21 protein-coding genes are annotated in these 25,977 nt (G+C 69.7%); 8 read left to right on the forward strand and 13 right to left on the reverse strand.

Going from position 1 to position 25,977, the window contains the following annotated elements; translation table 11 throughout:
• The 3 genes from K1T34_RS26255 to K1T34_RS26265 form a co-directional block, all read right to left on the reverse strand.
• Window positions 1-1,044: an ABC transporter permease gene (locus K1T34_RS26255; protein ID WP_255638722.1), complete on the reverse strand. Its 1,044-nt coding sequence runs from the start codon at window positions 1,042-1,044 to the stop codon at window positions 1-3.
• Complete coding sequence (locus K1T34_RS26260; RefSeq protein WP_220246825.1) at window positions 1,041-2,576, reverse strand: sugar ABC transporter ATP-binding protein; 1,536 nt, start codon at window positions 2,574-2,576, stop codon at window positions 1,041-1,043. The genes K1T34_RS26255 and K1T34_RS26260 overlap by 4 nt, the downstream gene beginning before the upstream one ends.
• Window positions 2,577-2,651: 75 nt before the next feature.
• On the reverse strand, window positions 2,652-3,611 hold the full coding sequence (locus tag K1T34_RS26265; RefSeq protein WP_255638723.1) for a substrate-binding domain-containing protein: 960 nt from the start codon (window positions 3,609-3,611) through the stop codon (window positions 2,652-2,654).
• Between the two features lie 411 nt (window positions 3,612-4,022).
• Here K1T34_RS26265 and K1T34_RS26270 point away from each other — a divergent pair, with 411 nt between their 5' ends.
• The gene (locus tag K1T34_RS26270) at window positions 4,023-5,153 is read left to right on the forward strand and encodes a CapA family protein (protein WP_220246827.1); all 1,131 of its coding nucleotides are present in this window, start codon (window positions 4,023-4,025) and stop codon (window positions 5,151-5,153) included.
• 137 nt (window positions 5,154-5,290) lie between these two features.
• Here the strand turns inward: K1T34_RS26270 and K1T34_RS26275 are convergent, their stop codons facing one another.
• The 6 genes from K1T34_RS26275 to K1T34_RS26300 all read right to left on the reverse strand — a co-directional run bounded on the left by K1T34_RS26275 (window position 5,291) and on the right by K1T34_RS26300 (window position 11,533).
• Window positions 5,291-5,974, reverse strand: coding sequence for an SDR family oxidoreductase (locus K1T34_RS26275; RefSeq protein ID WP_220246828.1), 684 nt, complete (start codon window positions 5,972-5,974; stop codon window positions 5,291-5,293).
• 49 nt (window positions 5,975-6,023) lie between these two features.
• Complete coding sequence (locus K1T34_RS26280) at window positions 6,024-6,485, reverse strand: helix-turn-helix domain-containing protein (protein ID WP_220246829.1); 462 nt, start codon at window positions 6,483-6,485, stop codon at window positions 6,024-6,026.
• 55 nt (window positions 6,486-6,540) lie between these two features.
• Window positions 6,541-7,386, reverse strand: a complete 846-nt coding sequence (locus K1T34_RS26285; RefSeq protein WP_220246830.1) for an enoyl-CoA hydratase/isomerase family protein — start codon at window positions 7,384-7,386, stop codon at window positions 6,541-6,543.
• A gap of 128 nt (window positions 7,387-7,514) precedes the next feature.
• Complete coding sequence (locus K1T34_RS26290; protein ID WP_220246831.1) at window positions 7,515-8,537, reverse strand: family 2 encapsulin nanocompartment cargo protein polyprenyl transferase; 1,023 nt, start codon at window positions 8,535-8,537, stop codon at window positions 7,515-7,517.
• 22 nt (window positions 8,538-8,559) lie between these two features.
• Window positions 8,560-9,939 carry a family 2B encapsulin nanocompartment shell protein gene (locus K1T34_RS26295; protein WP_220246832.1) on the reverse strand — a complete coding sequence of 460 codons (1,380 nt, stop codon included), beginning with the start codon at window positions 9,937-9,939 and terminating at the stop codon, window positions 8,560-8,562.
• A 181-nt stretch (window positions 9,940-10,120) separates the two neighbouring features.
• Window positions 10,121-11,533, reverse strand: a complete 1,413-nt coding sequence (locus K1T34_RS26300) for a family 2B encapsulin nanocompartment shell protein (RefSeq protein WP_220246833.1) — start codon at window positions 11,531-11,533, stop codon at window positions 10,121-10,123.
• Window positions 11,534-12,050: 517 nt separating this feature from the next.
• Here K1T34_RS26300 and K1T34_RS26305 point away from each other — a divergent pair.
• The 3 genes from K1T34_RS26305 to K1T34_RS26315 all read left to right on the forward strand — a co-directional run bounded on the left by K1T34_RS26305 (window position 12,051) and on the right by K1T34_RS26315 (window position 15,743).
• Window positions 12,051-12,812, forward strand: a complete 762-nt coding sequence (locus tag K1T34_RS26305; protein ID WP_220246834.1) for a DUF4239 domain-containing protein — start codon at window positions 12,051-12,053, stop codon at window positions 12,810-12,812.
• 5 nt (window positions 12,813-12,817) lie between these two features.
• Complete coding sequence (locus tag K1T34_RS26310) at window positions 12,818-14,035, forward strand: hypothetical protein (RefSeq protein WP_220246835.1); 1,218 nt, start codon at window positions 12,818-12,820, stop codon at window positions 14,033-14,035.
• Between the two features lie 91 nt (window positions 14,036-14,126).
• A complete protein-coding gene (locus tag K1T34_RS26315; RefSeq protein ID WP_220246836.1) occupies window positions 14,127-15,743 on the forward strand; it encodes an esterase-like activity of phytase family protein in 1,617 nt (538 codons plus the stop codon).
• A 92-nt stretch (window positions 15,744-15,835) separates the two neighbouring features.
• Here K1T34_RS26315 and K1T34_RS26320 read toward each other — a convergent pair whose 3' ends face one another.
• Window positions 15,836-16,861, reverse strand: coding sequence for an autoinducer 2 ABC transporter substrate-binding protein (locus K1T34_RS26320; protein ID WP_220246837.1), 1,026 nt, complete (start codon window positions 16,859-16,861; stop codon window positions 15,836-15,838).
• A gap of 173 nt (window positions 16,862-17,034) precedes the next feature.
• Here K1T34_RS26320 and K1T34_RS26325 point away from each other — a divergent pair, with 173 nt between their 5' ends.
• The 4 genes from K1T34_RS26325 (at window position 17,035) to K1T34_RS26340 (ending at window position 20,041) form a co-directional block, all read left to right on the forward strand.
• Window positions 17,035-17,490 (forward strand): hypothetical protein, encoded by a 456-nt coding sequence (locus K1T34_RS26325; RefSeq protein ID WP_220246838.1) that lies wholly within the window; start codon window positions 17,035-17,037, stop codon window positions 17,488-17,490.
• 59 nt (window positions 17,491-17,549) lie between these two features.
• On the forward strand, window positions 17,550-18,089 hold the full coding sequence (locus tag K1T34_RS26330) for a DUF305 domain-containing protein (RefSeq protein ID WP_220246839.1): 540 nt from the start codon (window positions 17,550-17,552) through the stop codon (window positions 18,087-18,089).
• Between the two features lie 56 nt (window positions 18,090-18,145).
• Window positions 18,146-18,604 carry a DUF4396 domain-containing protein gene (locus K1T34_RS26335; protein ID WP_220246840.1) on the forward strand — a complete coding sequence of 153 codons (459 nt, stop codon included), beginning with the start codon at window positions 18,146-18,148 and terminating at the stop codon, window positions 18,602-18,604.
• 201 nt (window positions 18,605-18,805) lie between these two features.
• The gene (locus K1T34_RS26340; RefSeq protein WP_220246841.1) at window positions 18,806-20,041 is read left to right on the forward strand and encodes a glycoside hydrolase family 88 protein; all 1,236 of its coding nucleotides are present in this window, start codon (window positions 18,806-18,808) and stop codon (window positions 20,039-20,041) included.
• 84 nt (window positions 20,042-20,125) lie between these two features.
• Here the strand turns inward: K1T34_RS26340 and K1T34_RS26345 are convergent, their stop codons facing one another.
• The 3 genes from K1T34_RS26345 to K1T34_RS26355 all read right to left on the reverse strand — a co-directional run bounded on the left by K1T34_RS26345 (window position 20,126) and on the right by K1T34_RS26355 (window position 25,883).
• Window positions 20,126-21,529: an FAD-binding oxidoreductase gene (locus K1T34_RS26345; RefSeq protein WP_220246842.1), complete on the reverse strand. Its 1,404-nt coding sequence runs from the start codon at window positions 21,527-21,529 to the stop codon at window positions 20,126-20,128.
• Window positions 21,530-21,583: 54 nt separating this feature from the next.
• Entirely contained in the window at window positions 21,584-22,753 is a 1,170-nt protein-coding gene (locus tag K1T34_RS26350) for a hypothetical protein (protein ID WP_370643793.1), read from the reverse strand.
• 118 nt (window positions 22,754-22,871) lie between these two features.
• Window positions 22,872-25,883 carry a BTAD domain-containing putative transcriptional regulator gene (locus K1T34_RS26355; RefSeq protein WP_220246844.1) on the reverse strand — a complete coding sequence of 1,004 codons (3,012 nt, stop codon included), beginning with the start codon at window positions 25,881-25,883 and terminating at the stop codon, window positions 22,872-22,874.
• Window positions 25,884-25,977: the final 94 nt, after the last annotated feature.

The following is a 25,977-nucleotide window of genomic DNA, read 5'->3' on the forward strand; positions in this document are numbered from 1 at the left end:
TCAGGCCGGCAGACCGACGCGGCGCTCCCCGCTGCGCAGCTGCTGCAGCACGACGGCGACCACGAGCAGCGCGCCGTGGGCCACGTTCTGCCAGAACTGGTTGATGCCCAGGCCCGACATGCCGTTGTCGAGCACGCCGAGGATGAACACCGCCAGCACCGTGGAGACGATGGATCCCTTGCCGCCCTTGAGCATCGTGCCACCGAGCGCCGCACCCGTGACGGCCTGTAGCTCGAGGCCCTCGGAGCCGGACGTCGGCTGGCCGGAGCCGGTGCGCGCGGTGATCAGCACACCCGCGATGGCCGCGACCACGCCGACGAGCGCGTAGACGCCGATGATGTAGCGGTTGATGTTGATGCCGGCAAGGCGCGCGGCCGTGTCGTTGCCGCCGATGGCGAACACGTTGCGGCCGATGTCGGTGTACTTCAGCAGGAAGTGCAGCACCGCCGCGACGATCAGGAACACCCACACCAGCGTCGGCAGCCCGAGCACGCTTCCCTTGGCCAGGAAGATGAACAGGTCGTCGGCGCCCGTGTAGCCCTGCGCCTTGCCGTCGGACACGACCTGCGCGATGCCCTTGTACGTGGCGAGCGTGGCCAGCGTGGCGACGACCGGGTTCACCCGGCCGAAGATGATGATCAGGCCGTTGACCAGACCGCACAGGATGCCGGTGCCGACCGCGGCGAGGATGCCGACGATCGAGCTGCCGGTCGACGTGAAGGCCATCGCCGAGATCACCGACGCGAGCCCGGCCATCGAGCCGACCGAGATGTCGAGCGCGCCGAGGATGATCACCAGCGTCTGCACCAGCGACAGCAGGCCCATGATGGTGATCGCGCTGCCGATGAGCAGCAGGTTGTTGGTGCGGAAGAAGTTGTCGTTCAGCGTCGAGAGCAGCACGACGAGCACCACGAGCGTGATGATCAGGCTGCTGTTCTGCACGCCGATGCCGTTGAGCACCTTGCGCGCGGTGGACACCCGGTGCGGGTCGGGCTGTTCGGTCGGCTGCTCCTGCGCGGGGCTGGGCCGGGTCGGGGTGCTCACGCCCCCACCTCCTGGATGTCTTCGGCGGCCGGCTCCGTCGCCGGGATGGCCAGGGTCAGTACGGCTTCTTCGGTCGCTTCGTCGCGGCTCACCTGGCCCGCGACGTGCCCGGCGCGCATCACGACGACGCGGTCGGCCAGCGCGAGCACCTCGGGCAGGTCGGACGAGATCACGAGCAGGGCGACGCCTTCGGCGGCGAGACCGTCGATGATGCGGTAGATCTCGGCCTTCGCGCCGACGTCGACGCCGCGAGTGGGCTCGTCGAGGATCAGCAGCTGCGGACGGCGGGCGAGCCAGCGCGCGAGCACGGCCTTCTGCTGGTTGCCGCCGGAGAGCTTGCGCACCTCCTGCTCCATCGACGGCGTGCGCACGCGCAGCTCGCGGATGTACTCCGCCACGAGCTCACGCTCCTTCGCCCGCTTGATCACGCGGAAGCGGCGCAGGCGGTCGAGCACGGCGATGGAGACGTTGTCGCGCACCGAACGCTGCATCAGCAACGCGTCGGTCTTGCGTTCCTCGGGCGCGAACCCGATGCCCGCCTTCACGGCGTCGCCGGGTGTGCGGGCCTTGAACGGTTTCCCGTCCAGCTCGAGGGTTCCCGAGCGCACGGGCAGGTCGCCGACGATCGCGCGCGCCAGCTCGGAGCGCCCGGCGCCGACGAGCCCGGCCAGGCACACGACCTCACCGGCACGCACCTCGAACGAGACGTCGGTGACGTCGTCGGTGGTCACGTGGTTCAGGCGCAGCACGACCTCGCCGGTATCAGCCGTCTCGCGCCGCTCCAGCGCGGAGAGGTCGCGGCCGATCATCATGCGCACCAGCTGGTTCTCGTCGGACTCCGCGGCCTGCTGCACGCCGACGAGCTTGCCGTCGCGCAGCACGGCCACGCGGTCGGCGAGCTGGAAGATCTCCTTCATGCGGTGCGACACGTAGACCACGGCCACGCCGGAGTCGCGCAGCCGGCGGATGAGCCGGAACAGCGCGTCGACCTCGTGCTCCGAGAGCGAGGAGGTGGGCTCGTCGAAGGCGATCACGCGCGGCGGGGTGGCCGCGGTGAGCACCCGCAGGATCTCGACGAGCTGGCGCTGCGCGGCCGAGAGCTTGCTGCCGAGCGTGGCGGGGTCGAGTACGCCTTCGAAGCCGTACTCGACGAGCGCTTCGTGCGTGCGCTGGTTGAGCGTGCGACGGCTGAACACGCGGGCGCGCGAGGGCAGCTCGCCCACGAACACGTTCTCCGCCACCGAGACGTGCGGGATGATCTCCGGTTCCTGGTAGATCACGCGCACGCCCGCGGCCATCGCGGCGCGCGGGTTGTCGAACACCACCGGCTCGCCGTCGACCCGCAGCGTGCCGTCGCTGGGCTCGTGGTCGCCCGAAAGCACGCGCAGCAGCGTCGACTTGCCGGCGCCGTTCTCGCCCATGAGCGCGAGCACCTCGCCGGAGTGGAACTCCAGCGTCACGTCGTCGAGCGCGGTGACGCCGGAGAAGCGCTTGCCGATGCCCTCGGCGATGAGCGCCGTGGAACTGGCCATGGTGAGCCTTCCTCAGCCTTCCTCACAGGGGAGCCCGGGGGTGTCGCGTGTGGACACCCCCGGGCCGCGGTCGGGTCAGGTGCAGTTGACGCCGGCCGCCTTGAAGTTGTCCTTGTTCACCATCGTGGTCTTGGCGATCGTCTCGGGCGGCAGGTCCTTGCCGTTCTTGACCTTGTCGACGAGGACCTGGATCGCGCTCTTGCCGACCTCGGCGCCCGAAATGTAGAGCGACGACTTGTTGCCGGTGTCCTTGCCCGCGGCCCAGTCCTTGCAGTCGAGGTAGGCGCCGAGGCCCACGCCGATGATGTCGTTCGCGCCGACACCGGAGTTGGCGAGCGCGGTGACGACACCGGTCTCGTTCTCGTCGTTGCAGCCCCACACGACCCAGTGCTTCACGCCCGGGTTGGAGCTGATCACGGCGCCGGCGCGGTTCTGCGCGTCGACGGGCGAGTTGTCCGTGCCGACGTTGATCACCTGCACCTGGGCGCCGGAGTCCTTGTCGAAGGCGGCCTTGGCGCCGTTGACGCGGTCGGTGCACACGGTGAGGTCCTGCTTGTAGGCGCTGATCACCTTGGTGTCGGCGGCGGACCAGCCGGCGGCCTTGAACAGCTTGGCGGCCTCTTGGCCGACCGAGGTGCCCATCTGCGTGCCGTTGAAGCCGACGAACGCGGCGGCCTTGCCGGTGCCGTCCTTGATCACGTCGTCCGACGCGATGATCGGGATGCCGGAGCTCTTGGCCTTGTCGATGACCTCGGGGCCGATGGCCTGGTCCGGCACCACGATGGCGACGCCGTTGGCGCCCTGCGCGACCGCGGCGTCGAGTTCGGTGATGGCCTTGTTGGCGTCCTGGCCGAGGTTCACGACCTTGAGGTCGACACCCAGCTCCTTCGCCTCCGCCTGGGCGCCCTGCGCCTGCTCCACGAAGTACTGCTGGTCACCCTGCTTCTGCAGGTAGTACAGCGTGATCTTGCCGTTCGTCGGCGCCTGCTGCGCGGGCGCGGCGGTGTCCTTGCCGGAGGAGCATCCGGCCAACACTGCACCGGCAATCAAACAACAACCAACAACGCTCCAGGTGCGTGACCTGTGCGGGTATGTGGACATCGAGTGCTCCCATGGGGGCCGAGGACGACTGTTGCGTGGGCGTGAACTCCGCGTGACTCGTATTACAAGACACTTGATCGGGTGACGTCAACCACGGGATCTGCCGCAGTTAGCGGATGGATACCTACGGAGAGTGATTTTCCGTCTGGTGGTTGGCGGCTAATTATCGTATTTTTTCCCGGCTGACCAGGGTTTGTTGCTCCGCGCTGATCGTGCTGCTGTTTCGGTTGCTGGTGGGTTTTCTTGTTGACTTGGGTTCGATTACGGTCCGTTATGGCAGGCGTTGAGTCTTGTCCGGTCGACATGCGGCAGGATGTGGCCCGCAGCTGGACAAAGGGGGCGAACATGACGCACATCCGCCGCTCGATCGTGGGATGGGCCGGTGCCGTGCTGGTGCTGGCGGGATGCAGCGGGGCTCCTCAGGCCGCTTTGCCCGCTTCTGCTCCTTCGGCCCCTGCCGGCTTGCCTTCTTCGGCCACGCCCGCGTCGTTCACGGTCGTGGCAACCGGCGACGTGCTGATCCACCCCGCGCTCACCGACCAGGCGGAGGCCGATGGTGGCGGTGAGATCGACTACCGCCAGATCCTCGCGGGCGTGAAGCCGCTCGTGTCGGGTGCCGATCTGGCCATCTGCCACCTCGAGACGCCGCTCGCGCCCGAGGGCGGGCCGTACACGGGGTACCCGTCGTTCAGTGCGCCGCCCGAGATCGCCGACGCCATCAAGGACACCGGCTACGACACCTGCTCCACGGCTTCGAACCACACCCTGGACAAGGGTGCGGCCGGCATCACCCGGACGCTGGACAAGCTGGACGAGGTGGGCCTCAAGCACACCGGTTCGGCGCGCTCGGCCGCCGAGGCTGACAAGCCGCTGATCCTCGACGTCCACGGTGTCAAGGTGGCGCAGCTGTCGTTCGCCTTCGGCTTCAACGGCATCAAGGTTCCCGCCGGCAAACCCTGGCTGGCCAACCAGATCGACGCCGACGACATCGTCGCGGCGGCCCACGCCGCCCGTGCGGCCGGCGCGGAGGTCGTGATCGCCAGCCTCCACTGGGGGATCGAATACCAGCACTCGGTGACGGACGACCAGGCTTCGTTGGCCAAGGAGCTACTGGCGTCTCCGGACATCGACCTGATCGTCGGCCACCACGCCCACGTGGTCCAGCCCTTCGAGAAGGTCGAGGGCAAGTGGGTCGCCTACGGCCTCGGCAACGAAATCGCCCGCCACGACGACCCCCGCGGCTCCACCGAGGAAGGCACGGCCGCGCGCTTCACCTTCACTCAGACGGACGGCCACTGGGCTGTTTCCAAGGCGGAGTACATCCCGACGCTGATCGACCTCGGCCCGCCCATCCGTCTGCGGGACTTGAGCTCCGCGCCGCCGAGCGCGCGCGGCACGGAGGCGCTGTCGAACACCGACAAGGTCGTCTTGTCCCGCGGTGCTGCCGACGACGGGCTGGCTCGGCCGGGCAAGTGAGTGGCCCCGTCTGCGTGGGCTGACGGCGTGCCCGCCCGCCATGCGCGGCATCAAGGCCTTGGCGAAGGGTGACAAGGCCATGTCGTCCGAAGGTGCCGATCGTGACGGGCTGACTCGGCCGGGTAGGTGAGCGGTACTCAGTCGAGGGGCTGGGAAAGTGTGGCCTTGAGCCGGCGCGCCGCGTCGTCGACCAGGACCTCGGCGCGGTCGTCCAGCAATGCCTGCATGGTCTTGGCCGCGACCTCGGCCGGCCCGATCTTGGGGACGTCCAGCCATGCGGCGCCGTCGGTGTCCACGTAGCCGGCGTGCACGCCCACCACGAGCGTGCCCTGGTCGCGCAGGCCTTCGCGAAGCGCGTCGGTCAGCGACCATTGCGCCGCCTTCGACGCCGAGTAGGCGGCGGTTCTCACGTTTCCCTTCCAGGAGGCCACGGAGAGCATGTTGACGAGCGCGCCGCCGCCGTTGCGGGCGAGGACGGGCGCGAACGCTCGCGAGACTGCCCAGGTGCCGAAGAAGTTGACCTCCAGCACCTGCCGAGCGGTGTCCAGTGAGCCGGTGAGCAGTTCGCCGACGTTGCCGAGGATGCCCGCGTTGTTGATCACGATCGTGGCGTCGCCGGCCGCGGCCGCGGCGGCCGCGATGTCCTCGGCGCTGGTGACGTCCAGGCGCAGCGGCGTGAGGTCGGGGTCGGTGACCGTCGCAGGGTCTCGCGCACCCGCGTAGACCTTCGCGGCGCCGTGCTCGACGAGCGCGCGGGCGAAGGCGTGGCCGATGCCGCGGTTGGCTCCGGTGACCAGCGCGACAGATCCCTTGATGTCCATGCCGGCCACGCTACCACTCTGAATACAGATTTAGTACTCAGATGTGCGCTCACTGCGCGATGATCTCCACCTCGTCGACGGGCACCTCGACCCCGTCCTCGTCGACGAACGCCACCCGCACGGCCTGCCCGGTCGTCTTCGACCGCCGCACGGCAGACGGCCCGGCCGGCCGCGGCCGGTGCACGTCACCCCACTGCTGCAGCCCCATGAGCACGACCCACAACTCGCTCCCGGCCTTGGTGAGGTGGTAACTCTGCCGCTGCCGAGCCCCGATCTCCTGGTACGGCGCGGTTTCCACGACCCCGGCCTCGGTCAGCGTGCGCAGCCTCGCGCTGAGCAGGTTGGGTGCGATGCCCAGTGACTCGCGCAGTTCGCTGAACCGCGTCTGGCCGAGGAAGAGCTGGCGCAGGACCAGGAAGGTCCACCGTTCGCCCAGTACTTCCAGGCTTCGCTCGATGGAGCACGCCGGCTCGTCGGTCAGTTCCTCAGTGGCATTTTGCAGTGGTGCCATAGCGGTCAGAATATCACTTCGCAACCCAGCTGCACCGAAATGTCGGTGCCATGGGTCACGCTCGCTCTGCTTCCTCCGACGGCACGCCCAGGTGGTACCCGAACCGGGTCTCGAGGTCACCGGGCTGTTGCAAGCCCCGGCCGAACAGCTCGCGAACGCGGGCCGTGGTCTCGGGCCAGGTGAGCGTCTCGCCGAACTTCGTCTGGCTTTCGACGAGGTGCCCCACTTCGGGCAGGGTCGTCCGGTTGACCAGGGTCTTGGCCGCGGCGATGGGCCGCCGGTCGAACGACGCGATCCGCCTCGCGAGGGTGTCGACGTACTCGTCGAGCTCGGCGTCGGGCACGGCTCGGTTGACGTAGCCGTAGCGCTCGGCGGTGGCGGCGTCGAAGTCGTCGGAGCCGACGATGATCTCCAGTGCGCGCCCACGGCCCACGAGTGACGAGAGCCGCTCGATGGCGCCGCCGCCGGGAATGACTCCCGCGCCGACCTCGGGCTGTCCCAGGACGGCCCTTTCCTTGCTGGCGAAGCGCAGGTCGCACGCGAGGGCGAACTCGCTGCCGATCCCGCGGGCGCGACCGCGGATCTTCGCGATGCTGATCACCGGCGACGTGGTGAGCCGGGTCGTGATGTCGAGCCCCGTGGGCAGCCCGGTCGGGCCCTGGGCGCGAGCCACTTCGGTCGACGCGCCGCTCATGTCGAAGTGCGCGAGGAAGAAGTCTTCGACGTCGCTGTCGAACACCACGACTCTGAGTTCGTCGCTCGCTTCCATTCTGTCGAGCAGCCCCTGTAGGGCGATCATGATCGCCGAATCGAAGACGTTCAGGGGCCCGTTGGTGAAGGTCGCCCGCCAGTAGGTGGGAGAGGCCTCGGTGATCCGCAGTGCTTCATGAGGTTCGGTCATGTGCTTGACGGTAGCACCTGAATACAGATTTGCAATTCAGACGTGCTGCAACGGCTCGGCAGCGCACGGGAACGGCGCGCTCGTGTCCTGGGGGAGGGACACGAGCGCGCCAGGTCGGTCACCGCGGCTCAGTGGTCCCGGCGGGTGATGTGGTGGGCTAGCAACGTGAGTTCCGCCGCGGGGCGCGGCGCCGGCGTCGTGGAGGCCAGCGAAGCCAATGCCGAAGCCAGCAACCGCGCAGCCTCCGAAGAGCTCCACGAACGCCCACCCGCCGAGTCGACCAAAACGGCCGCCTGGGCCAGCTCCCCAGCCGACAGCGGAGCGTCCTGCCGATACAACTCGGCCAGCTCCCGGCCGGCCGGGGTCTCCGAGGCCAAAGCCGCCACCACCGGCAGCGACTTCTTCCGGTTCTGCAGATCCGAGTAAACCGGCTTCCCCGTCACGGCCGGGTCGCCCCAGATGCCGAGGAGGTCGTCGACGTGCTGGAACGCCAGGCCGAGCGAGCGGCCGAACGCGCCGAGTTCCGAGACGTGCGTGCCGCGGCCGCCGACGACCAGCACGCCCAGGGTGCAGGCGGCACCCAGAAGCGCGCCGGTCTTGCCCTCGGCCATGCGGATGCAGGAGGACCGGTCCACGGACGCTCGTCGTTCGAAGGCCAGGTCCTCGTTCTGGCCGTGCAACAGATCCAGCACTGCCGTGCTCAGGACGCGAGCAGCGGCGGGACCGTCCGTGGCCAGGACGTCGAAGGCCAACGTCAACAACGCGTCGCCCGCGAGGATGGCCGGGCTGGTGCCGAACACGGTCCACGCGGTCGCCCGGTGGCGGCGGGTTTCGTCGCCGTCCATGACGTCGTCGTGGAGCAGCGAGAAGTTGTGCACCAGCTCCACCGCCACGGCGGCGGCGATCGCGTCGGCCGGATCGCCGCCGGCCGCCTCGGCGGACAGCAGCACCAACGCCGGCCGCAGGGCCTTGCCGGCCGGTACGGCCGATTCGGCGCCCGACGCGTCCCACCAGCCGAAGTGGTATCCGGCGATGCGGCGCATCGAGTCGGGAAGCCGGTCGACCGCCGCGCGCATCGCCGGTTCCCACAGGTCCCGGCTCCACGCCAGCACCTCCGGCACCGTCCGCGCCCGGGCGTCCACTGTGGTCATACATCCCCTCCGAAAAAGAAGCTCAGCGCCCGATCTCGACGTCGTCGAGCACTCCCAGCGCGTCCGGCACCAGCACTGCGGCCGAGTGATACGCACTGACCAAGTAGGACGTCACGGCCCGGTCGCTGATGCCCATGAACCGCACGTTCAGCCCCGGCTGGTACTCGTCCGGCAACGCCGCCGGGCGCAGCCCGATCACGCCCGCGTCCTCCTCGCCGGTACGCATGACGAGGATCGAGGTCGTGCCCTGCGGCGAGATCGGGATCTTGTCGCACGGCAGCAGCGGCACCCCGCGCCACGTCGTGACCCGGCGTCCGTCGAGCATCGAGTTGGCCGGGTAGAGGCCCCGCGCCGTGCACTCGCGCCCGAACGCGGCGATCGCCTTGGGGTGCGCCAGGAAGAAGCGCGACTTGCGCCGACGGCACAGGAGCTCGTCGAGGTCGTCGGGCGTCGGCGGGCCGCTGCGCGTGGTCACGCGCTGGCCGAGGTCCGCGTTGTGCAGCAGCCCGAAGTCGGTGCTGTTCACCAGCTCGTGCTCCTGGCGCTCCCGCAACGCCTCGACGGTGAGCCGCAGCTGCTGCTCCAGCTGGTTCATCGGCTGGTTGTAGAGGTCGGTCACGCGGTTGTGCGTGTGCAGGATCGTCTGCGCGATCGCGAGCTCGTACTCCCGCGGCGCCGGGTCGTAGTCGACGTACGTGCCCGGCAGCGCGACCTCGCCGTCGTGCCCGGCGGACAGGTCGATGCTCGCCTCGCCGGCCTTGTTGTGCTCGCGGCCCGGGCTCGCCAGCACGTCACTGATGTGCGAGCGCAGGCTTTCGACGCGACCGTTGAGCCGCGCGAACGCCTCCGCCGGCAGCGCCAGCACGATGCACCGCGTGGCCGCCTTGGCGGTGAAGGTCCAGTTCCCCGCTGAGCCGCCCAGCAGTTCGGCGCCGAAGTGGTCGCCCGCGGTGAGCGTGCCGAGGTGCGCCTCCTCGCCGTAGGAACCGGGTGCGGTGCGCGAAACCTTGCCGAACGCCAGCAGCGCCACCGAGTCGAGCGGCGAACCCGCCGTCACGATGGTGTCGCCCGGCTCGTACTCGCGCTGCTCGAAGCGCTCGGCCAAGGCCGACAACGCGTCGGCGTCGGCGAACCCGCGCAGCAGCGGCAGTTCCGCCAGCTCCGCGGGGACCACCTGCACCCGCGCGCCGGTGTTGAAGAAGCTCACCCGGCCGTCGCCGACGGTGTAGGTCAGCCGGCGGTTCACGCGGTACGAACCGGCCGGCACCTCCACCCACGGCAGCTGCGACAGCAGCCAGCGCGGGGTGATGCCGCGCATCTGCGGCAGCGACTTGGTGGTGGTGGCCAGGGTCCGGGCCGCGCGCGTGGAAAGGGAAAGCGGCGGCTCTTCGGTCACGGTCATGTGGTTCCTCGCTTGGTGGGCTCAGCTTCTCCAGGTCGCTGGGACGCGGGTCTCGGCACGATCCGCAGCGCGCTCGTGCCCAGGCCCGTCGGCCCGAACGCCGACAGGGGCAGCGGCGCCGGCCCGGGCCGCGCGGGGGCGGCCTCGGGCGGGCGCGGCGGGGTGGCGGGCGCGGCCATGCTCAGTCACCGCGCCCGATCTCGGCGTTCTCCAGCACGGCCAGCGCGTCGGGCACCAGCACGGCGGCGGAGTAGTAGGCGCTGACCAGGTACGACATGATCGCCTGCTCGCTGATGCCCATGAACCGCACGTTCAGGCCCGGCTGGTACTCGTCGGGCAGCCCGGTCTGGTGCAGACCGACGACACCCTGCGACTGCTCGCCCGTGCGCAGCAGCAACACGGAGCTGGTGCGCGTCTCGGTGACCGGGATCTTGTTGCACGGCAACACGGGCACGCCGCGCCACGCCGGCACCTGGTGCCCGCCGAGGTCCACCGCGTCGGGGTACACACCGCGGCGGCTGCACTCGCGGCCGAACGCCGCGATCGTCTTCGGGTGCGCCAGGAAGACCGCGGGGTCCTTCCACACGAGGGAAAGCAGGTCGTCGAAGTCGTCCGGCGTCGGCGGGCCGGTGCGGGTGGAGACGCGCTGGGAGTAGTCCGCGTTGTGCAGCAGGCCGAAGTCGCGGTTGTTGACCAGCTCGTGTTCCTGTCGTTCGCGCAGGGCCTCGACCGTGAGCCGCAGCTGCTGCTCGATCTGGTTCATCGGCTGGTTGTAGAGGTCGGCGACGCGGCTGTGCACGCGCAGCACGGTCTGCGCCACGCTCAGCTCGTACTCGCGCGGCGAGCTGTCGTAGTCCACGAACGTGCCCGGCAGCTGCGGTTCGCCGTCGTGCCCGGACGCGACGTCGATCACCGCCTCGCCGTGGTCGTTGGCCGGGCCGGCCGAACCGGCGGCGACGGCGTCGAGGTGCTCGCGCAGCGCGTCGGAGCGGTCGAGCACGCCCTGGAACTCGCTGCGGGACAGGGAAAGCACCGTGCACGCGGTCACGGCTTTGGCCGTGTACTCCCAGATCCCGTCGGCGTTGGTGAGCACGGTGTCGCTGAAGTAGTCGCCGTCGGCGAGTGTGCCGAGCACCGTCTGGTCGCCGTACGCGCCGGTGCCGACCTTGCTGATCTTGCCGTGCGCCACGAGGAAGACCTGGTCGGCCTGGTGGCCGAACTCCACGAGCGCGTCGCCGGGGGAGAACTCGTGCTGCACGAACCTGCCGGCCAGCTCGATGAGCACCTCTTCGTCGTCGAAACCGCGCAGCGCCGGCAGTTCACGCAGCTCCGGCGGGATCACGCGGACCTCGGCGCCGGTCGTGGTGAACGTGACGCGGCCGTCGCCCACCGCGTAGCTCAGCCGGCGGTTCACGCGGTACGCGCCGCCCGAGACCTCCACCCACGGCAGCACTTTGAGCAGCCACCGCGTGGTGATGCCCTGCATCTGCGGAACGGACTTGGTCGTCGTCGCGAGCGTGCGGGCCGCGGCCCGGCCCAGGCTCAGTTGCGGTTGTTCCTGATTCGCGGAGTCCACGGGGTCCGTGACGGTCACAGCGAAAACCACCTATCGTCGGATTTCGGACGTGTGAGAAAGTTTCCAGCACGAATTGGAGTTCGTTATCCTGCTGCAATTCATTCGGGTCGGCACCGCGGAATCAACATAGCAACCCGGCCTCGCCCGACAATCCCACGATCGGGTAACCGGGTCGGTTCACCTGTTTGCCAGAACGGGTAATCGGACATTCCAGTTGCTGTTGTCGAAGCGCCAGTTTTAGACGATCTTCGTCGGCGCCGCGTTCGTCACACTCGGTCGACAGGACTCACCCGGACGGGAAGTTCGACCGAAGATCGCCGGCGCACCCCAGGTGAACGGGCGTATCCAGAGCAGGTGTTCCAACATTCAACTGCTCCGTTCCAGTGATCATCGGGGGCCTCGCAGGGCCACTCGAATGAACCGAACTGCCGCTTCTTGTCGCTCGGGAATCAGATGACTAACTTGAGCGGGCCCACTTCCGGGAATTCGTCGAACAATGGCGGATCCAGTGGTCTGCGAGTGTGAAAGGGGTCGGATGAACGTCTACCTGACCGGGATCTTCTGGGTGGTCGGAGCGGCCGTGGTCGGCGGCGGTATCGGCTATCTGGTGAGGCGGTTCGGCTGGGATGAAGGTCGTCGTGACAACAACGATGCGGCCGGTCAGGTGTTCACCATTGTCGGCGGTCTCCACGCGGTGCTCGTCGCGTTCGTGCTGATCTCGCTCTTCGACGCGGTGGGGACCGCGCGCGACGGCTCCTACACCGAGGCGGACAGCCTCGTCTCCATGACCTGGGCCGCCGAAGCGCTGCCAGGCGACACCGGCCAACGCGTGCAGCAGCTCGCCACCGCGTACGCCAGTACTGTGCAGCACCAAGAATGGCCGCGCCTGGCCGACGGCGGCACGGTCCCTGACACCGGTTGGACGCAGCTCGACCAGCTGCGCCGCACCATCGCCGGCGCGCAGGCGAGCAGCGACTGGGAGAACGACCGCAAGACCGAGGCCGCCAACGACCTGTGGCAGGTGTACCAGGCCAGACAGGCGCGTCTCACCGACGCCGCCTCGAGCGGTGTCGGCTCCGTGGTGTGGTTCGCGTTGATTTTCGGCAGCCTGATTTCCGTGCTGCTGCCCAACCTCTTCGGCGGCACGCGCATGGCGGCGCACCTCGTGATCGTGTCGACGCTGGCCGGCACGATCGCACTGCTGCTCTACGCGATCTTCCAGCTGCAGAACCCGTTCGCCGGCGGCGCGAGCATCCAACCCGACGCGTTCAGCTCGGCACTGGCGCGACTGGGCTGAGGGCCGTGCGCATTCCCCGTTTCCTCCCGGTGGCGGCCGCCGTGGCGGCCGTGTCGGCGCTGCTCGTGGCGTCGGGGTGGCTCGAATCACCCGGCCGGACGCACCCGGCCGCGCCGGCGACGTGCCCAGTTCTCCAGGTGGAGAGCCAGAACTCGCACTCGTCGTCATTCGTCCGGCTCACGTTGCCGACGGGGCAGCGGCAGTCGCTCGGCAATCCCGGCTACACGATCAACGCGATGGCCTACTCCGCCTCGCAAGGTGTGGTCTACGGCGTGGCCGACGGCCCGGCCTCGGGTCACTTCCACGACGGCGCCCACGCGGTGCGGATCGACGGCTCGGGTCACGTCACCGACCTCGGCGGCGTGTTCCGCGCCGGCGCGCGCCACGGTATCTGGAGCTGGGCGACCGGTTCCACGGGTGGCGCGATGGCCGGCAACTCGTGGTACCTGCTGCACGCCAACAGCCTGTACACAGTGGACGTCGACCCGGCCAGTCCCCACTACCTCGACGTGGTCGCGCACCTGCAGCTGCGGCCGATCGTGCTGTCCACCGGCGTCGACGACTTCGCCTACAACCCGTCGGACGGCTTGCTCTACGGCGTCTCGGTCACGGCCGCCGGCCACGGCTCGGTGGTCACGATCAACCCGCGCGACGGCCGCGTCGCCACCGTGCCGGGCTTGAAGTTCCCCCTCGCCACGGCGTACGGCTCGGTCGTGTTCGGTCCGGACGGTGCCCTCTACGCGACGGCGAACCGCATCGGCCACCGCAGCGTGACCTATCGCCTGCCGCGCGACGGCTCCGGAGGGGCGCAAGAGATCAGCACCGGGCCCGAGCTCTACGCCTCCGACGCGGCCGGGTGTCTCGCCGGGGCAACGGCACCGCCCCCGCCGCCGCCACCCCCACCGCCTCCGCCGTCCCCGCGACTGGATCCCCCACCGTCGTCGAACTCGGTGAAACCTTCGCAGACGGCGGAAGACCCACCGCCGCCCGTGCTGGCGGAGCAGCCGCCGGCGGTGCCCCAGCCGCCGAACGCGACTTCGCCCGCCCCGATCGTCGCCTCGACCTCGGTCGCGCCACCGACGAAGTTCCGTCCCGTCGCGACACCGCAGCCGGTGGCCGACGCCGGCCACCGCGTGGAGAAACAACGCAGGTGGAGCGTCGCCGTGCTGGTTCTCGTGATCGGTGGTGGCGCGGCGGCAGCGCATGTGAGACGAGGCCGTTAACGCGGGCGTCGCCTCGAAGACGGCGGTTGTCCAACTCTGTTAACCAGACTTCTCCTCCGGTGTCGTGTGACGCCGGAAGAGGAGAAAACGGATGAAGCGCGTGAGAATCGGGGTCGCCGCGGGGATCCTCGCCCTGCCGCTGCTGGCCACCGGCACGGCGTCGGCGCACGGAGGCGACGGGCACGCCGCGTTCGCCGCCCGCGACGACCACTACGGGACGCGAGCCGGCCGGGCACTGCAAGTGCACGGCGACGGGGTGCTCGGCAACGACAGCAGCGGTGACGCGAGCGGCGCCATCGTGCGCCACACCGCGCCGGCGCACGGGTCGCTGACCCTCGACCCCAGTGGGTCGTTCAGCTACACGCCCGCGCCGGGCTTCCACGGCCGCGACACCTTCACGTACTCCGTGTCGGACGCGGTGCAGCTCTACCCGACCTCTCTGCCGCCGCTCGCGACCATCGGCGGCGTGAAGCTCACCGGTGGTGCCTACGGTTCCGCGCTCACGCCGGTGCCGGGGTCACGCGACGAGTTCTACGGCCTCACCGACCGCGGGCCGAACGTCGACGCGCCGGACGGGTCCAAGGTGGAGCCGCTGCCCGCGTTCGACCCGGCCATCGGCAAGTTCCGCCTCAAGGACGGCAAGGCCGTGCTCGAGAAGCGGATCCCGTTGCGCGCCAGGGACGGTTCGCCGTACAACGGGCAGGTCAGCACGGCGGCCGACACCGGCGAGACGATCGTGGGCCTCGACGGGAAGCCGTTGCCGGCCACTCCCAACGGGTACGACTCCGAGGGTCTCGTCGCCGAACGCGACGGCACGTTCTGGGTGTCCGATGAGTACGGTCCCTTCATCACCCACTTCCGCGCCGACGGCCGCGCGATCGAGCGGCTCTCGCCGTTCGACGGCTCGCTGCCGAAGGAGCTGAAGTACCGCGTGCCCAACAAGGGCATGGAAGGCCTCGCGCTCACGCCGGACGGCAAGACGCTCGTGGGCATCATGCAGTCGGCCCTGCAGCAGCCGGACCTCACGAAGAAGCCCGGCAACGTGACCACGCTGCGGATCGTCACGGTGGACCTGCGCACGCACGCGACGCACGAGTACCTGTACCTGCTGCAGGACCCGGACGACACGGGCACGGCCGTCAGCGAGATCACCGCGCTCTCGTCGACGAAGTTCCTCGTGGACGAGCGCGACGGCAACTTCGAGCCCGGTGCGTTCAAGAAGATCTACGAGATCGACCTGCGCGGCGCGACCGACGTCGGGCCGAAGGCGAAGGTGGCCGGTGCCGCCTACGACTCCGCCAAGGGCGGGCTGCTCGTGGGTGACGCGCAGTCGAGCATCGACGCCTACGTCGGCAAGGACACCACCGAAGAGGCCACCGCGGACCTCGCCGAGGTGGGCATCACACCGGTGGCGAAGAAGCTGTATGTCGACCTCGGCGCGCTGGTGACCGGGTTCGACCCGACCGGCGGCTTCTTCGGCCACGACAAGGTGGAGGGCGTCGCGACCACCGACGGCGGCCGCACCCTCGTGGTCAGCAACGACAACGACTTCGGCATCGACGGCCTCTCGAACACCGCGCCGCCGTACGCGCTCCACGCCAAGACGCTGCCCAACGGTCAGCAGGACGACGGGGAGTACCTGAAGATCGACACGACGAAGCTGCCCGCCCGCGTCACCACGGCGGCGGTCACCATCGACGTGCGCTGAGGTTCTGTTTCACAGCAAGGCACTTTTTTGTTATAAGGCACTGTTTCGTAGCGAGGACTGAGGCCGGGGCTCCGTCAGCGGGGCTCCGGCCGTCAGTATTTGAACTGGTCCACGTTGTCCTGGGTGATCAGCAGCGGGTCGCCGAGCAGCATGGTCTTCGAGCGCGCGTCGTATTTCACCGCGGGCAGTTCGAGGCTCACGTTGTTGCTGGGGCCGAAAGAGCGGCCCTCCACCAGCTGCTCCGCTGCCCACGCGGTGAGGTAGCCAAGCGATTCGACGTTCCACAGCACCGACATCGAGCAGGAACCGTCGAGCAGGTACGGCTTCATCGTCTGCGGCGTGCCCGTGCCGACGGTGTAGACGCGGCCGATCTTCTGCTGGTCCCGCACCGCTTGCGCGACGCCGGGAGCCGACGTGGTGCACTCGCCGATCAGGCCCGTGAGGTCGGGGTGGCGGTCGAGGACCTGCTTCGCGAGCTCGGTCGCCGTGGTCGTGTCCTCGCCGGCATAGACGGTCTCCACGAGCTGCGCCTTCGGGTAGCGCTGGGCTACGTAGCTCTGCTCGACGGAGATCCACGCGTTGAGATTCGCGGCGGTCCGCCCGCACGAGACGATCGCGAACTTGCCGCCGCCGCTCGTTTTCGCCATCAGCGCGTCGACGAGCGCGGTGCCGACGCCTTCGGGGGAAGCCTGGTTCACGAACACCTCGCGCTGCGTTTCCGGCGCGTCGGTGTCGGTGGTGAGTACGTGGACGCCCTTGGCTCGAGCGTCGGCGATCGCGGGCGCGAGCGCGCGGGGATCGTTGGGCGCCACGGCGATCACGTCGACGTGCTGGGCGACGAGGTCGTGCAGGATGGCGGTCTGGGCCGCCGGGTCGACCGTCGCGGGGCCGCGCGTGATCCACTGCGCGCCGAGCCGCTTCGCCGCTTCCAGGCCGCCCGCGTTCATGGCGTCGAAGTACGCGATGCCCGCGACCTTCGGCACGAAGGCGATCCGGACCGGGGCTTCGTCGCCGTCGGCCGTCGGCGTCCGGAGCGCGGAGGAACAGCTGCCGAGCCCCACCACCGCGCTGAGCAGCAGCGCGACGCCCAGGAAGAGCGTCTTGGACGGCCCTCGCATCCCCACCATTCCTTCGGTTCACGGTCTGCGCACCGTCGGCGACCTGGAGTGAACGTAAGGGAGCGTGCTCACAGGGGTCAACCGGTCGTGTGCAAAGGGTTACGGAAGTGAGTTCAACGGTGATCTTGGAAGCACCTGGTACCCGTTTGGGGTATGTGGCTACCCTGGGGGTGATGACTCGACCGCCCCGCGGGTTCCCGCTTCCGGCTCCGGCGCGCTGGCTGTTGCTCGGCGCGCTGGTCTTCGGCGTGCTCGCGATGCACCACATCCCGGCGCCGCATGGTGGTGGGATGGGCGGTGGTGAGATGAGCGGGATTCAGTCGGTGTCCGTTGCGCACTCGGCGATGGACGCGCCCGCGGTGGCGATGGTTCCGGTGCCCGTGGCTTCGACGTCGGCGGATCCGGTTGCCGCGCCGCCCGCGAGCGATGGCGGCCACGTGATGCTGCACCTGTGCCTCGCTGTGCTGCTGGCCGCGGCGGGGTTGTTGCTCGCACTGGCCTTGCTGCGCCGGCGCCACGAGGGTGTGGTGTCGGGTCCGGTCGAACGCTGGTCCGCCGGGTTTGCCCGGGCGCCGCCTCCACGAACGGGTCGACAACGCCTCACCGCCTCCTGCGCACTGCGGATCTGAGCGGGCACGAGCTCCGGCGTGTCCGAACTCCGTCGTACCCAGTGAGGAAAGAAAACGTCATGAATCGCAAGTTCCTGGCGGGCTTCGCGCTGCCCGCGATCGCCGCCGTGCTCGTCGGCTGCTCGTCGCAGACCTTCGCCCCGCCCGCTGATCACAACGCCGCGGACGTCACGTTCGCGCGGGACATGGTCCCGCACCACCGTCAGGCCGTGGAGATGTCCGGGCCCGTGCCGCAGCACACCGGCGACCAGCGCGTGATCATGCTGGCGAAGGAGATCCAGCAGGCCCAGCAGCCCGAGATCGACCAGCTCACAGCATGGCTGAAGGACTGGGGCGCACCGGTGCCTTCACTGATGGGCGGCATGGATCACGGTCAGATGCCTGGCATGGTCGACACCGCCGGCCTCGACCAGCTGCGCGACGCGGCCTACGACCGCAAGTGGCTCGAGTTGATGATCCAGCACCACAGCGGTGCCGTCGCGATCGCGCGCACCGAGCTGGCCCAGGGGAGCAGTGTGGACGCGAAGGCCATGGCCCAGCGGATCGTCGACACCCAGGAGGCCGAGATCACCACGATGAAGTCGTTCCTCGGCGGCTGACCGTGACAGCGACATTCCCCAGCAGTGAGATACCCTAAGGGGGTATAGTGGGTGACATGACTGACCACCAGCACGGCGCGTCCTGGTCGACCGCGATCCAGGCGACGCTGCACTGCCTCACCGGCTGTGCCATCGGTGAGGTGCTCGGCATGGTTCTCGGCACCGCGTTCGGGCTGCACAATGCGGCCACCGTGGTGCTGTCGATCGTGCTCGCGTTCGTCTTCGGCTACGGCCTGACGATGCGCGGTGTCCTGAAGTCGGGCCTGAGCCTCTCGGCGGCGTTCAAGGTCGCGCTGGCCGCCGACACCGTGTCGATCGCGGTGATGGAGATCGTCGACAACCTCGTGATCGTCGTGGTCCCGGGTGCGATGGACGCGGGCCTGGCGTCCGCGCTGTTCTGGCTCTCGCTGTTGTTCTCGCTCATCGTCGCCTTCGTGATCACGGTGCCGGTGAACAAGTGGATGATCGGCCGCGGCAAGGGGCACGCCGTGGTTCACGCGCACCACCACCACTGAGTGGTCCGGACCGGAGTGAGCACGTGGTTCACTCCGGTCCGGAGCGTGGAATAGCGAGTTCACATCCATGAACAATTCACAACCGTGAAAGCACGCTTTGGTGGGTGTACAAGCACATGACGGTCGTGTAAAACTCAGGCGGCCTTCTCGTGAGGCATTTCCCCACTGGTGTTTTCCACGACTGTGAAATGGCGGGCAATCGTGAGCGTTTCCCGGCGTACCCTGCTGACCACCGCGGCCGGTGCCGCCGTGGCGGCGACCGCGACCAGCACCGTTCCGGCGGTGGCTTCGGAGCAGGGAGTGTCCGACATCGCGAGCCAGGAGAAGGTGTTCCGCTCAGCGGCAGACTACGCGGTGAAGAAGCTGAGCGCGGTCGCGCCCGGCGTCACCTCGTTTCCCACCGGGACCAAGTTCGAGAAATGGGCCTTTTCGCAGAATGGTGACTGGGTCGGCGGATTCTGGCCTGGCACACTCTGGATGGCATACCTGCACACCGGTGACGAACAATTCCGCACGCTCGCACTCGCGTCAGCCGACAAACTGGCGCCGCGCCAGAACGACACCAGCACGCACGACCTCGGATTCCTGTTCTACCCGTCGTGGGTCACCGCGTGGCGCATCACCGGCGACGACAAGTGGCGCGCCGGCGCGATCCAGGCGGCCTCGTCGCTGATCAAGCGCTACAACGCCAAGGGCCACTTCATCCGGGCCTGGGGTTCGCTGACGGACCCGAAGGACGCGGGCCGGATCATCATGGACACGATCATGAACCTCGACCTGCTGGACTTCGCGACCAAGCAGACCGGCGACAGCCAGTACCTCGACATCGCCATCGAGCACGCGAAGACGGCGCAGCGCGTGTTCCTGCGCCCCGACGGCTCCACGCCCCACGTGTTCGACTTCGACCCGGCCACCGGCGCGGAGATCGGGCCGAACACCGTGCAGGGCTACAGCCCGGCGTCGTGCTGGTCGCGCGGGCAGTCGTGGGGCATCTACGGCTTCACCACGATGTACCGCCGCACCGGCGACCGCTCGTTCCTCACCACCGCGCGGCGGCTCGCCGACTTCGCGCTGAAGGCCCTCACCCTCGACAACGTGCCGGTGTGGGACTACAGCGCCCCGCAGGCGCCCAACGACATCAAGGACGCCTCCGCCGGTGTCGTGATGGCGTGCGGCCTCATCGACCTCGCCTCGGCCGCGGGCCGCCCGGAGTACCGCGCCGCCGGTCTGCGCCTGCTGGAGGCGACTTCCCGCACGTGCCTCACGACGAAGTCGACCCGCGCCGACGCGGTGGTGGCCCGCTGCACGCGCAACCGCCCGGCCGAGGACGGGATCGAGATCTCGTTGCCGTACGCGGACTACTACCTGCTCGAAGGCATCCTGCGCGTGCTGAAGCCCCGCGAGCTCGACAAGGCGATCGACCTGTCCGGGCACTGAGTTCCCGGCCCGGGTGGGTGCCGGCCGCCGTGTCCCCGGGCGGCCGGCACCTTGGTCCGGTCCGACGACGTGTCAGACGACGTGTCAGACGGCCACCGCAGGCCGGATGTTGGCGCCGAGGTGGAAGACGTTGCCGGGGTCGTACTTCGCCTTGATCAGCGCCAGCCGGTCGTACTTCTCGGCGCCGTACGCCGCGCGCACGCGGTTCTCGTCGTACTCGGTCATGAAGTTCACGTAGCCGCTGGCGCTGGAGGCGAACGGCGTGAGCGCCGTCCAGAACGCGCGCACCCACTCGCGGTCCGCCTCGAACTCCTGCGGATCGGCCGTGGTCGCGGCGAGGTTCACGGCGACCTTGGGCGTGCGCGTGCCGCCGAACGCTGTCGCGTCCTCGGCCACGCTGCAGTAGGCCCCGCGCATCACGAACATCGGAGTGATCGACAGCGGCGACGACTTGCGCGGCAGGTACTCGGCGATCACGTCGAGCACCTCGTCGCTCAGCTCGTCCACGTACAGCCCCTTCTCGTACGCCAGCAGCCCGCGCGGAGCCGCTTCGTCGAGCATCTGCTGCAGACCGACGTACGGGATCGGTGTCACCAGCTCGAACGCCGCCGGCAGCCCGCGCCGGACCTGCGCGACCACTTCGGCGTGCTCCTCCGGCCCCTCGAACCCGGCGATGACCAGCGCGTACCCGGGCGCGAAGTGCGCTTCGCGTGGCACGAAGTCGGCCGGCGGGGCGTTGAGGCCCACCAGCATCGCGCCCATGGTCGGCGGCAGCGTCGCGAGCGTGTCGCGGATGAACCGCAGTGCCTCGGGGCCCTGCGCGAGCGGCCAGAAGAACAGGCCCAGCTCGATCATCGGGCCGACCGGGTGCGCGCGGAACTCGAACTCCGTCACCACGCCGAAGTTGCCGGCCCCGCCGCGCAGCGCCCAGAACAGGTCGGCGTTCTCGTCCACCGACGCGTGCAGCGGCACACCATCGGCCGTGACGACGTCGGCCGAGAGCAGGTTGTCGACGCTGAGGCCGTGGCGCGCGGTCAGCCAGCCGACGCCCCCGCCGAGCGTCAGACCGCCGATGCCGGTGTCGCTGATCGTGCCGCCCGGGACCGCCAGCCCCTCCTGCTGACCCGCCGCGTCGAGCTCGGCCCACGTGGTGCCGCCGCCACAGCGGATGGTGCGTGTGTGCGTGTCCACGGTGATCGCGCGCAACGCGCTCAGGTCGATCACCACGCCGTCGTCGCACATCGAGAACCCGCCGAAGCTGTGCCCGCCGCCGCGCACGCTCACCGGCAGCCCGTGCTCGCGGGCGAACGCCAGCGCCGTCGCGACGTCCGCGGTGCCGGCGACCTGGGCGATCACGGCCGGGTGCCGGTCGATCTGGCCGTTCCAGATCTTCCGCGCGTCGTCGTAGCCGTCGTCGGCCGGGGTGAAGACGGTCCCCGCGAACCCCCGCCGCAACGGAGTCACGTCTTTCGTGTCGAGTGTGGTCATGCTGCCCCCTCAGGCTTGGCGAATTGTCCAGTATTGGTCGCCTGTCATCGCAGCTCAAGGGCATATCGGCACGACGGGACCGGCGGCGCCGGTTTTCACGTACGTGTCCGAGACGTAGAGGTCCGGACCGATGCGGTCCCAGATCGCGCTGGCGCCGAGGGCGCCGCTCACGGACTCACCGGGCACCGAGCACTCGATCGGCACGCGTGCGTACGGCGCGGCGACGCCCTTTGTCGCCGCTGACGTGCTGGGGCTCTCGCGCAGGTTCAGCGGTGCACCGGCGGTGGTGATCACGCCGGCAGGGCCGCCGGTGCCGGTCCAGAGGTAGGTCACGTCGACCCACGAGCTGCCGGTGAGGCCGAGGCCGTCCCAGAAGACGCCGTCGGCGAGATCGATCCCGGCCGGGTTTTTCACCGCGCGTCCGCGGGAGTCCCTGCCACCGTTGAAGCCGTCCTCGAACGCGGCCTGCGCTTCGGGCGTGCCCTGCGGCAGCGTGGGGAAGGTGGCGCGCCCCTCCGCCGGGTTCCAGTAGTCGTCGTGGGTGTTCCAGGGGCCGACCTCCCACACGGGCGCGAACTCGCAGCGAGTGCCGTCGGTGCGGCAGACCTTCGCCGTGTACGAGCCGGTTCCCTTGGGGGACACCGATTTCGTGGAGGGGAACGACACGAAGTGGTCGCTGTTGGCGATCACGTGACCGTTGGACGTCTTGCCGCCGACGAGGCCTTCGCGCGTCGCGTAGATCCGGTAGGTCAACGGCTCGGTGACGACCGCGGCCCGCGCCGAGCCGCCCGACGCGGTGAGCGCCACCGAGCGCACGGTCGGTCGCCCGCCGTACGCCGTGCCGGACAGGGAGATCCGGGCCTGCACCACCTCGACGGCGAACGGGAGCTCCTGGCCCGCCGGTGTCCACTCGGTCCAGTCGCCGGCCGTGTCGCGGCCCCGGACGTCGACCTCCACGGCGGTGCCGGCCGGGACGTCGTCCGCCACCCGCGCGGTCACCCGGCCCACCGAGGAGGCGAGGTGACGGGTTGCCGTGACGAGAACACCTGAACTCCGTGCGGTCACCGGGTTCCACGCGGAGTCAGCCAACGTCAGGAAACCCGAAACCGAGGACACGTTCACGTCGTCACTGTCCACCGTGGACAGATCCACCCGCCACGACCCGGCCGCGGCGGCCGGCGTCACGGGAACCACCGTGAGCACCGCCGCCAGCACTACGAGCACTCGCCGAACCAGACCTCTTCGGACCATTCCCGCTCCTCCACGACAAAGGGGTCCTGCCGAGACGCAATCCTCGTCTCGGCAGGACCCCTTGCCGCGCAAGTGAGCCCGCGCGTACGGGTCAAGCGGACACGATCCGCGGCCCCTCACCTGGAGCGGACTCCAGCTGCGTTTCCAGCGCCGACTGCTGCGGCCGCGCCGAAAGCTCCCGCCAGATCGCCAGCGCCCGCTCGGAGTACGTGCGCGAGCGTTCCGGCTGGCTGAGCGCGGAATGCAGCTCACCGAGCAGCTGCGACACCTCGGCCTCCGAGCGCCGGTCGCCGTTGCGGCGGTGCACGCTCAGCGAGTTGACCAGCAGCAGCTGCGCGTGGGCGAAATCGCCGCTGTGCAGGCACAGCTCACCGAGGTTCTGGTTGGCGTAACCCACGCAGTGGTCGTCGCCCAGATCGGTGAACACGGCGATCGCGCGCGTCACGAACTCGCGCGCGGGCCCGAGGTTGCCCTCGTGCTGGTGCAGCAGCCCCAGCCGTTGCAGGGCGTGGGCCTCGCGGTGCCGGTCGCCGATCGCGGCGGCCAGCTCGAGCGCGTCGGTGAACCACCGCTTGGCCGGTGCGTAGCACTTCTGCGCCATCCAGACGGCACCCACGGCGATGCGGATCACCGCCTCGCCGTGCCGGTCGCCGGCTTCGGCGAACAGCTTCGACGCTTCGTGGCAGCGTTCCAGCGCGAGGTCGTTGTCGCCCTGGATGCGCAGGATCGTGCCGAGCCCGGCGAGCGCGATGCCGGTGCCCTGTGCGTCGCCGACGCGTTCGTAGAGTTCCCGCGCCGCGTCGAACGCCACGAACGCTTCGGCGTAGCTGTCCTGGTACAGGTGGATCTGCCCCAGGTTGCGCTGCACGATCGCCTCGCCGTGCACGGCCCCCGCGCGCCGGGCCGCCGCCAGCGCCACCTCGTGGGTGGCGTGCCAGTCGTCCTGGTGCCCGCGCAGGTCGAAGTACGGCGTGAACGCGGCCGTGAGCTGCCACGCCAGGTCGTCGAACCCGAGCTGCGCGGCCAGCGTCACCGCGGCGACGCCGGAATGGCGCTCCGCGGCGAACCACGCGGCCGGGTCGGCCAGGAGCTGCTCCGACCCGTCCGGCAGCTCCGGGTACGGCACGGCGTGGTCGCGGTATTGGCCGAAGAAGTGGATCGGCATCCGCTCCGCCGCCGCGACGGCCAGCGCGAGGTAACCCTCGAGCACCCGTCGCGCCGCGCGGCGCGTCTTCTCCGGCGCGTCCAGCCCGGCCAGCTCCGCCGCGTACACGCGGAGCAGGTCGTGCAGGCGATAGCGCGGCTGGCCCGTGGCGTCGGACGCGACGAGCTCCACCAGGTGGGCGTCGACGAGCACGTCGAGCACGTCGTCGGCCGACGGACGGCCCAGCGCGGCCGCGACCACCCAGGCGGGGAACTGGATCGGCCCCAGCGCACCCAGCCAGCGGAACGCCGCGGCCGCCGACATCGGCAGCAGGTCGTAGCTCAGCGTCACGCTGGCGCGCACGGCGAGGTCGCCGACGCGCAGCTCGTCGAGCCGGCGCCGCTCGTCGTGCAGCCGGTCGGCGAGGATCCGCAGCGACCAGCTGGGCCGGTTGGTGAGCTTCGCCCCGGCCACGCGGATCGCGAGCGGAAGGTGCCCGCACTGGCGCAGGATCGCGGCGGCGTTGTCGGGCTCGGCCGCCACGCGCTCGGCCCCGACGATGCCCTCCAGCAGCCGCGCGGCCTCCGGTTCGGGCAGGAGGTCGACGTCGACCGCCACCGCGCCGTCGAGGTCGGGCAGCCGCACTCGGCTCGTCACGAGCACCGCGCAGGCGCCCGTGCCCGGCAGCAGCGGCCGCACCTGGGCGGCGCTGCCCGCGTCGTCGAGGACCACGCACATGCGTTTGCCGGCCAGGCGCGAGCGCAGCAGCGCCGACCGTTCCGGCAGATCGCGCGGCAGGCCCGCGTCGGGAATGCCGAGCGCGCGCAACAACTCCGCGAGCACACCCATCGGCGCCCTTGGCGACGACGACGTGCCGGCGAGGTCCACGTGGAGCTGCCCGTCCCCGAACGCGTCGCGCACCGCGTGGGCCACGCGGACCGCGATGGCGGACTTGCCGACGCCGGGCGCGCCCGAGAGCACCACCACCGTCGGCCGGCCCGTCTCGCCGTGCTCGCGCAGGCGCGTGACCAGCCGGCCGACCACGTCTTCGCGGCCCGTGAAGTCCGGCAGGTCGAGCGGGAGCTGGCAGATCGGCAGCTCCGGTTGAGCTCGCGGCCGCGGCACCGCGAGTTCGGCCGGCAGCCCGGGCAGCTCGGGCACCGCGGCGGGCGCCACGAGCGTGGCCCGCAACTCCCGCAGCCGGGGCCCGGGCTTCGCCCCGAGCTCCTCTTCCAGCGTGTGCTCGGCCAGCTCGTAGGCCTCCACGGCCTCGGCGATCCGGCCGCCGTCGCGCAGCGCCGTCACGAGCTGCTGCCACAGCTGTTCGCGCAACGGGTGTTCGGTGACGAGGCCGCGCAGCTCGGCGATCGCCTCGCCGTGGCGCCCCAGCGCGAGGCGGGCCCGCAGCCGCTGCTCCTGCACCGACAGGCGCAGCTCGGCCAGCCGCGCGATCGCCGCGCCCCAGCCGTGGTCGTGCGGCAGTCCTTCGAGTACTTCGCCGCGCCAAAGCGCGTCGGCTTTGTCGAGCAACGCGAGCGCCACTTCCGCGTCACCGCGTTCGAAAGCTTTCCGCGCTTCGGCAGCGTGGTTGGCGAACAGAACATGATCGAGTTCTTCGTCTGCGGCCGAGAGCAGATATCCCGACGCACGGCTGCTGATGCGGTCACCCAGCTCGGGTGCCGTTTCCGCGAGCCGCCTGCGGAGGGAATGGACGTAGGTGCGGATGTTGGCTGCCGCGGAGCGAGGTGCAGTACCCGGCCAGAGGATTTCGACCAGCACTTCGGTGGACACCACGACGTTCGGCTGCAAAGCCAGCGCGGCCAGCAGCAACCTCGGCTTCGGCCCGCCCAATGGAACGGTCCGGCCTTCAGCAATGACCTCCAACGGTCCGAGAATTCGGAACGCCAGCGAAGTCAACAATTTACCCGCCTGAGCGGCAAGGTCCCCATGACCGGGCATGCTAGGAGCGTTTGCGCAGGTTAGCTAGATCCATTCGGCGGTTCACGTCCCCTATATCGCGATTTGTACGGGTCGTGTACAAGGCTTCGACACG

This window comes from Amycolatopsis sp. DSM 110486 (genome assembly GCF_019468465.1).
In the GTDB taxonomy this organism is placed as follows: domain Bacteria; phylum Actinomycetota; class Actinomycetes; order Mycobacteriales; family Pseudonocardiaceae; genus Amycolatopsis.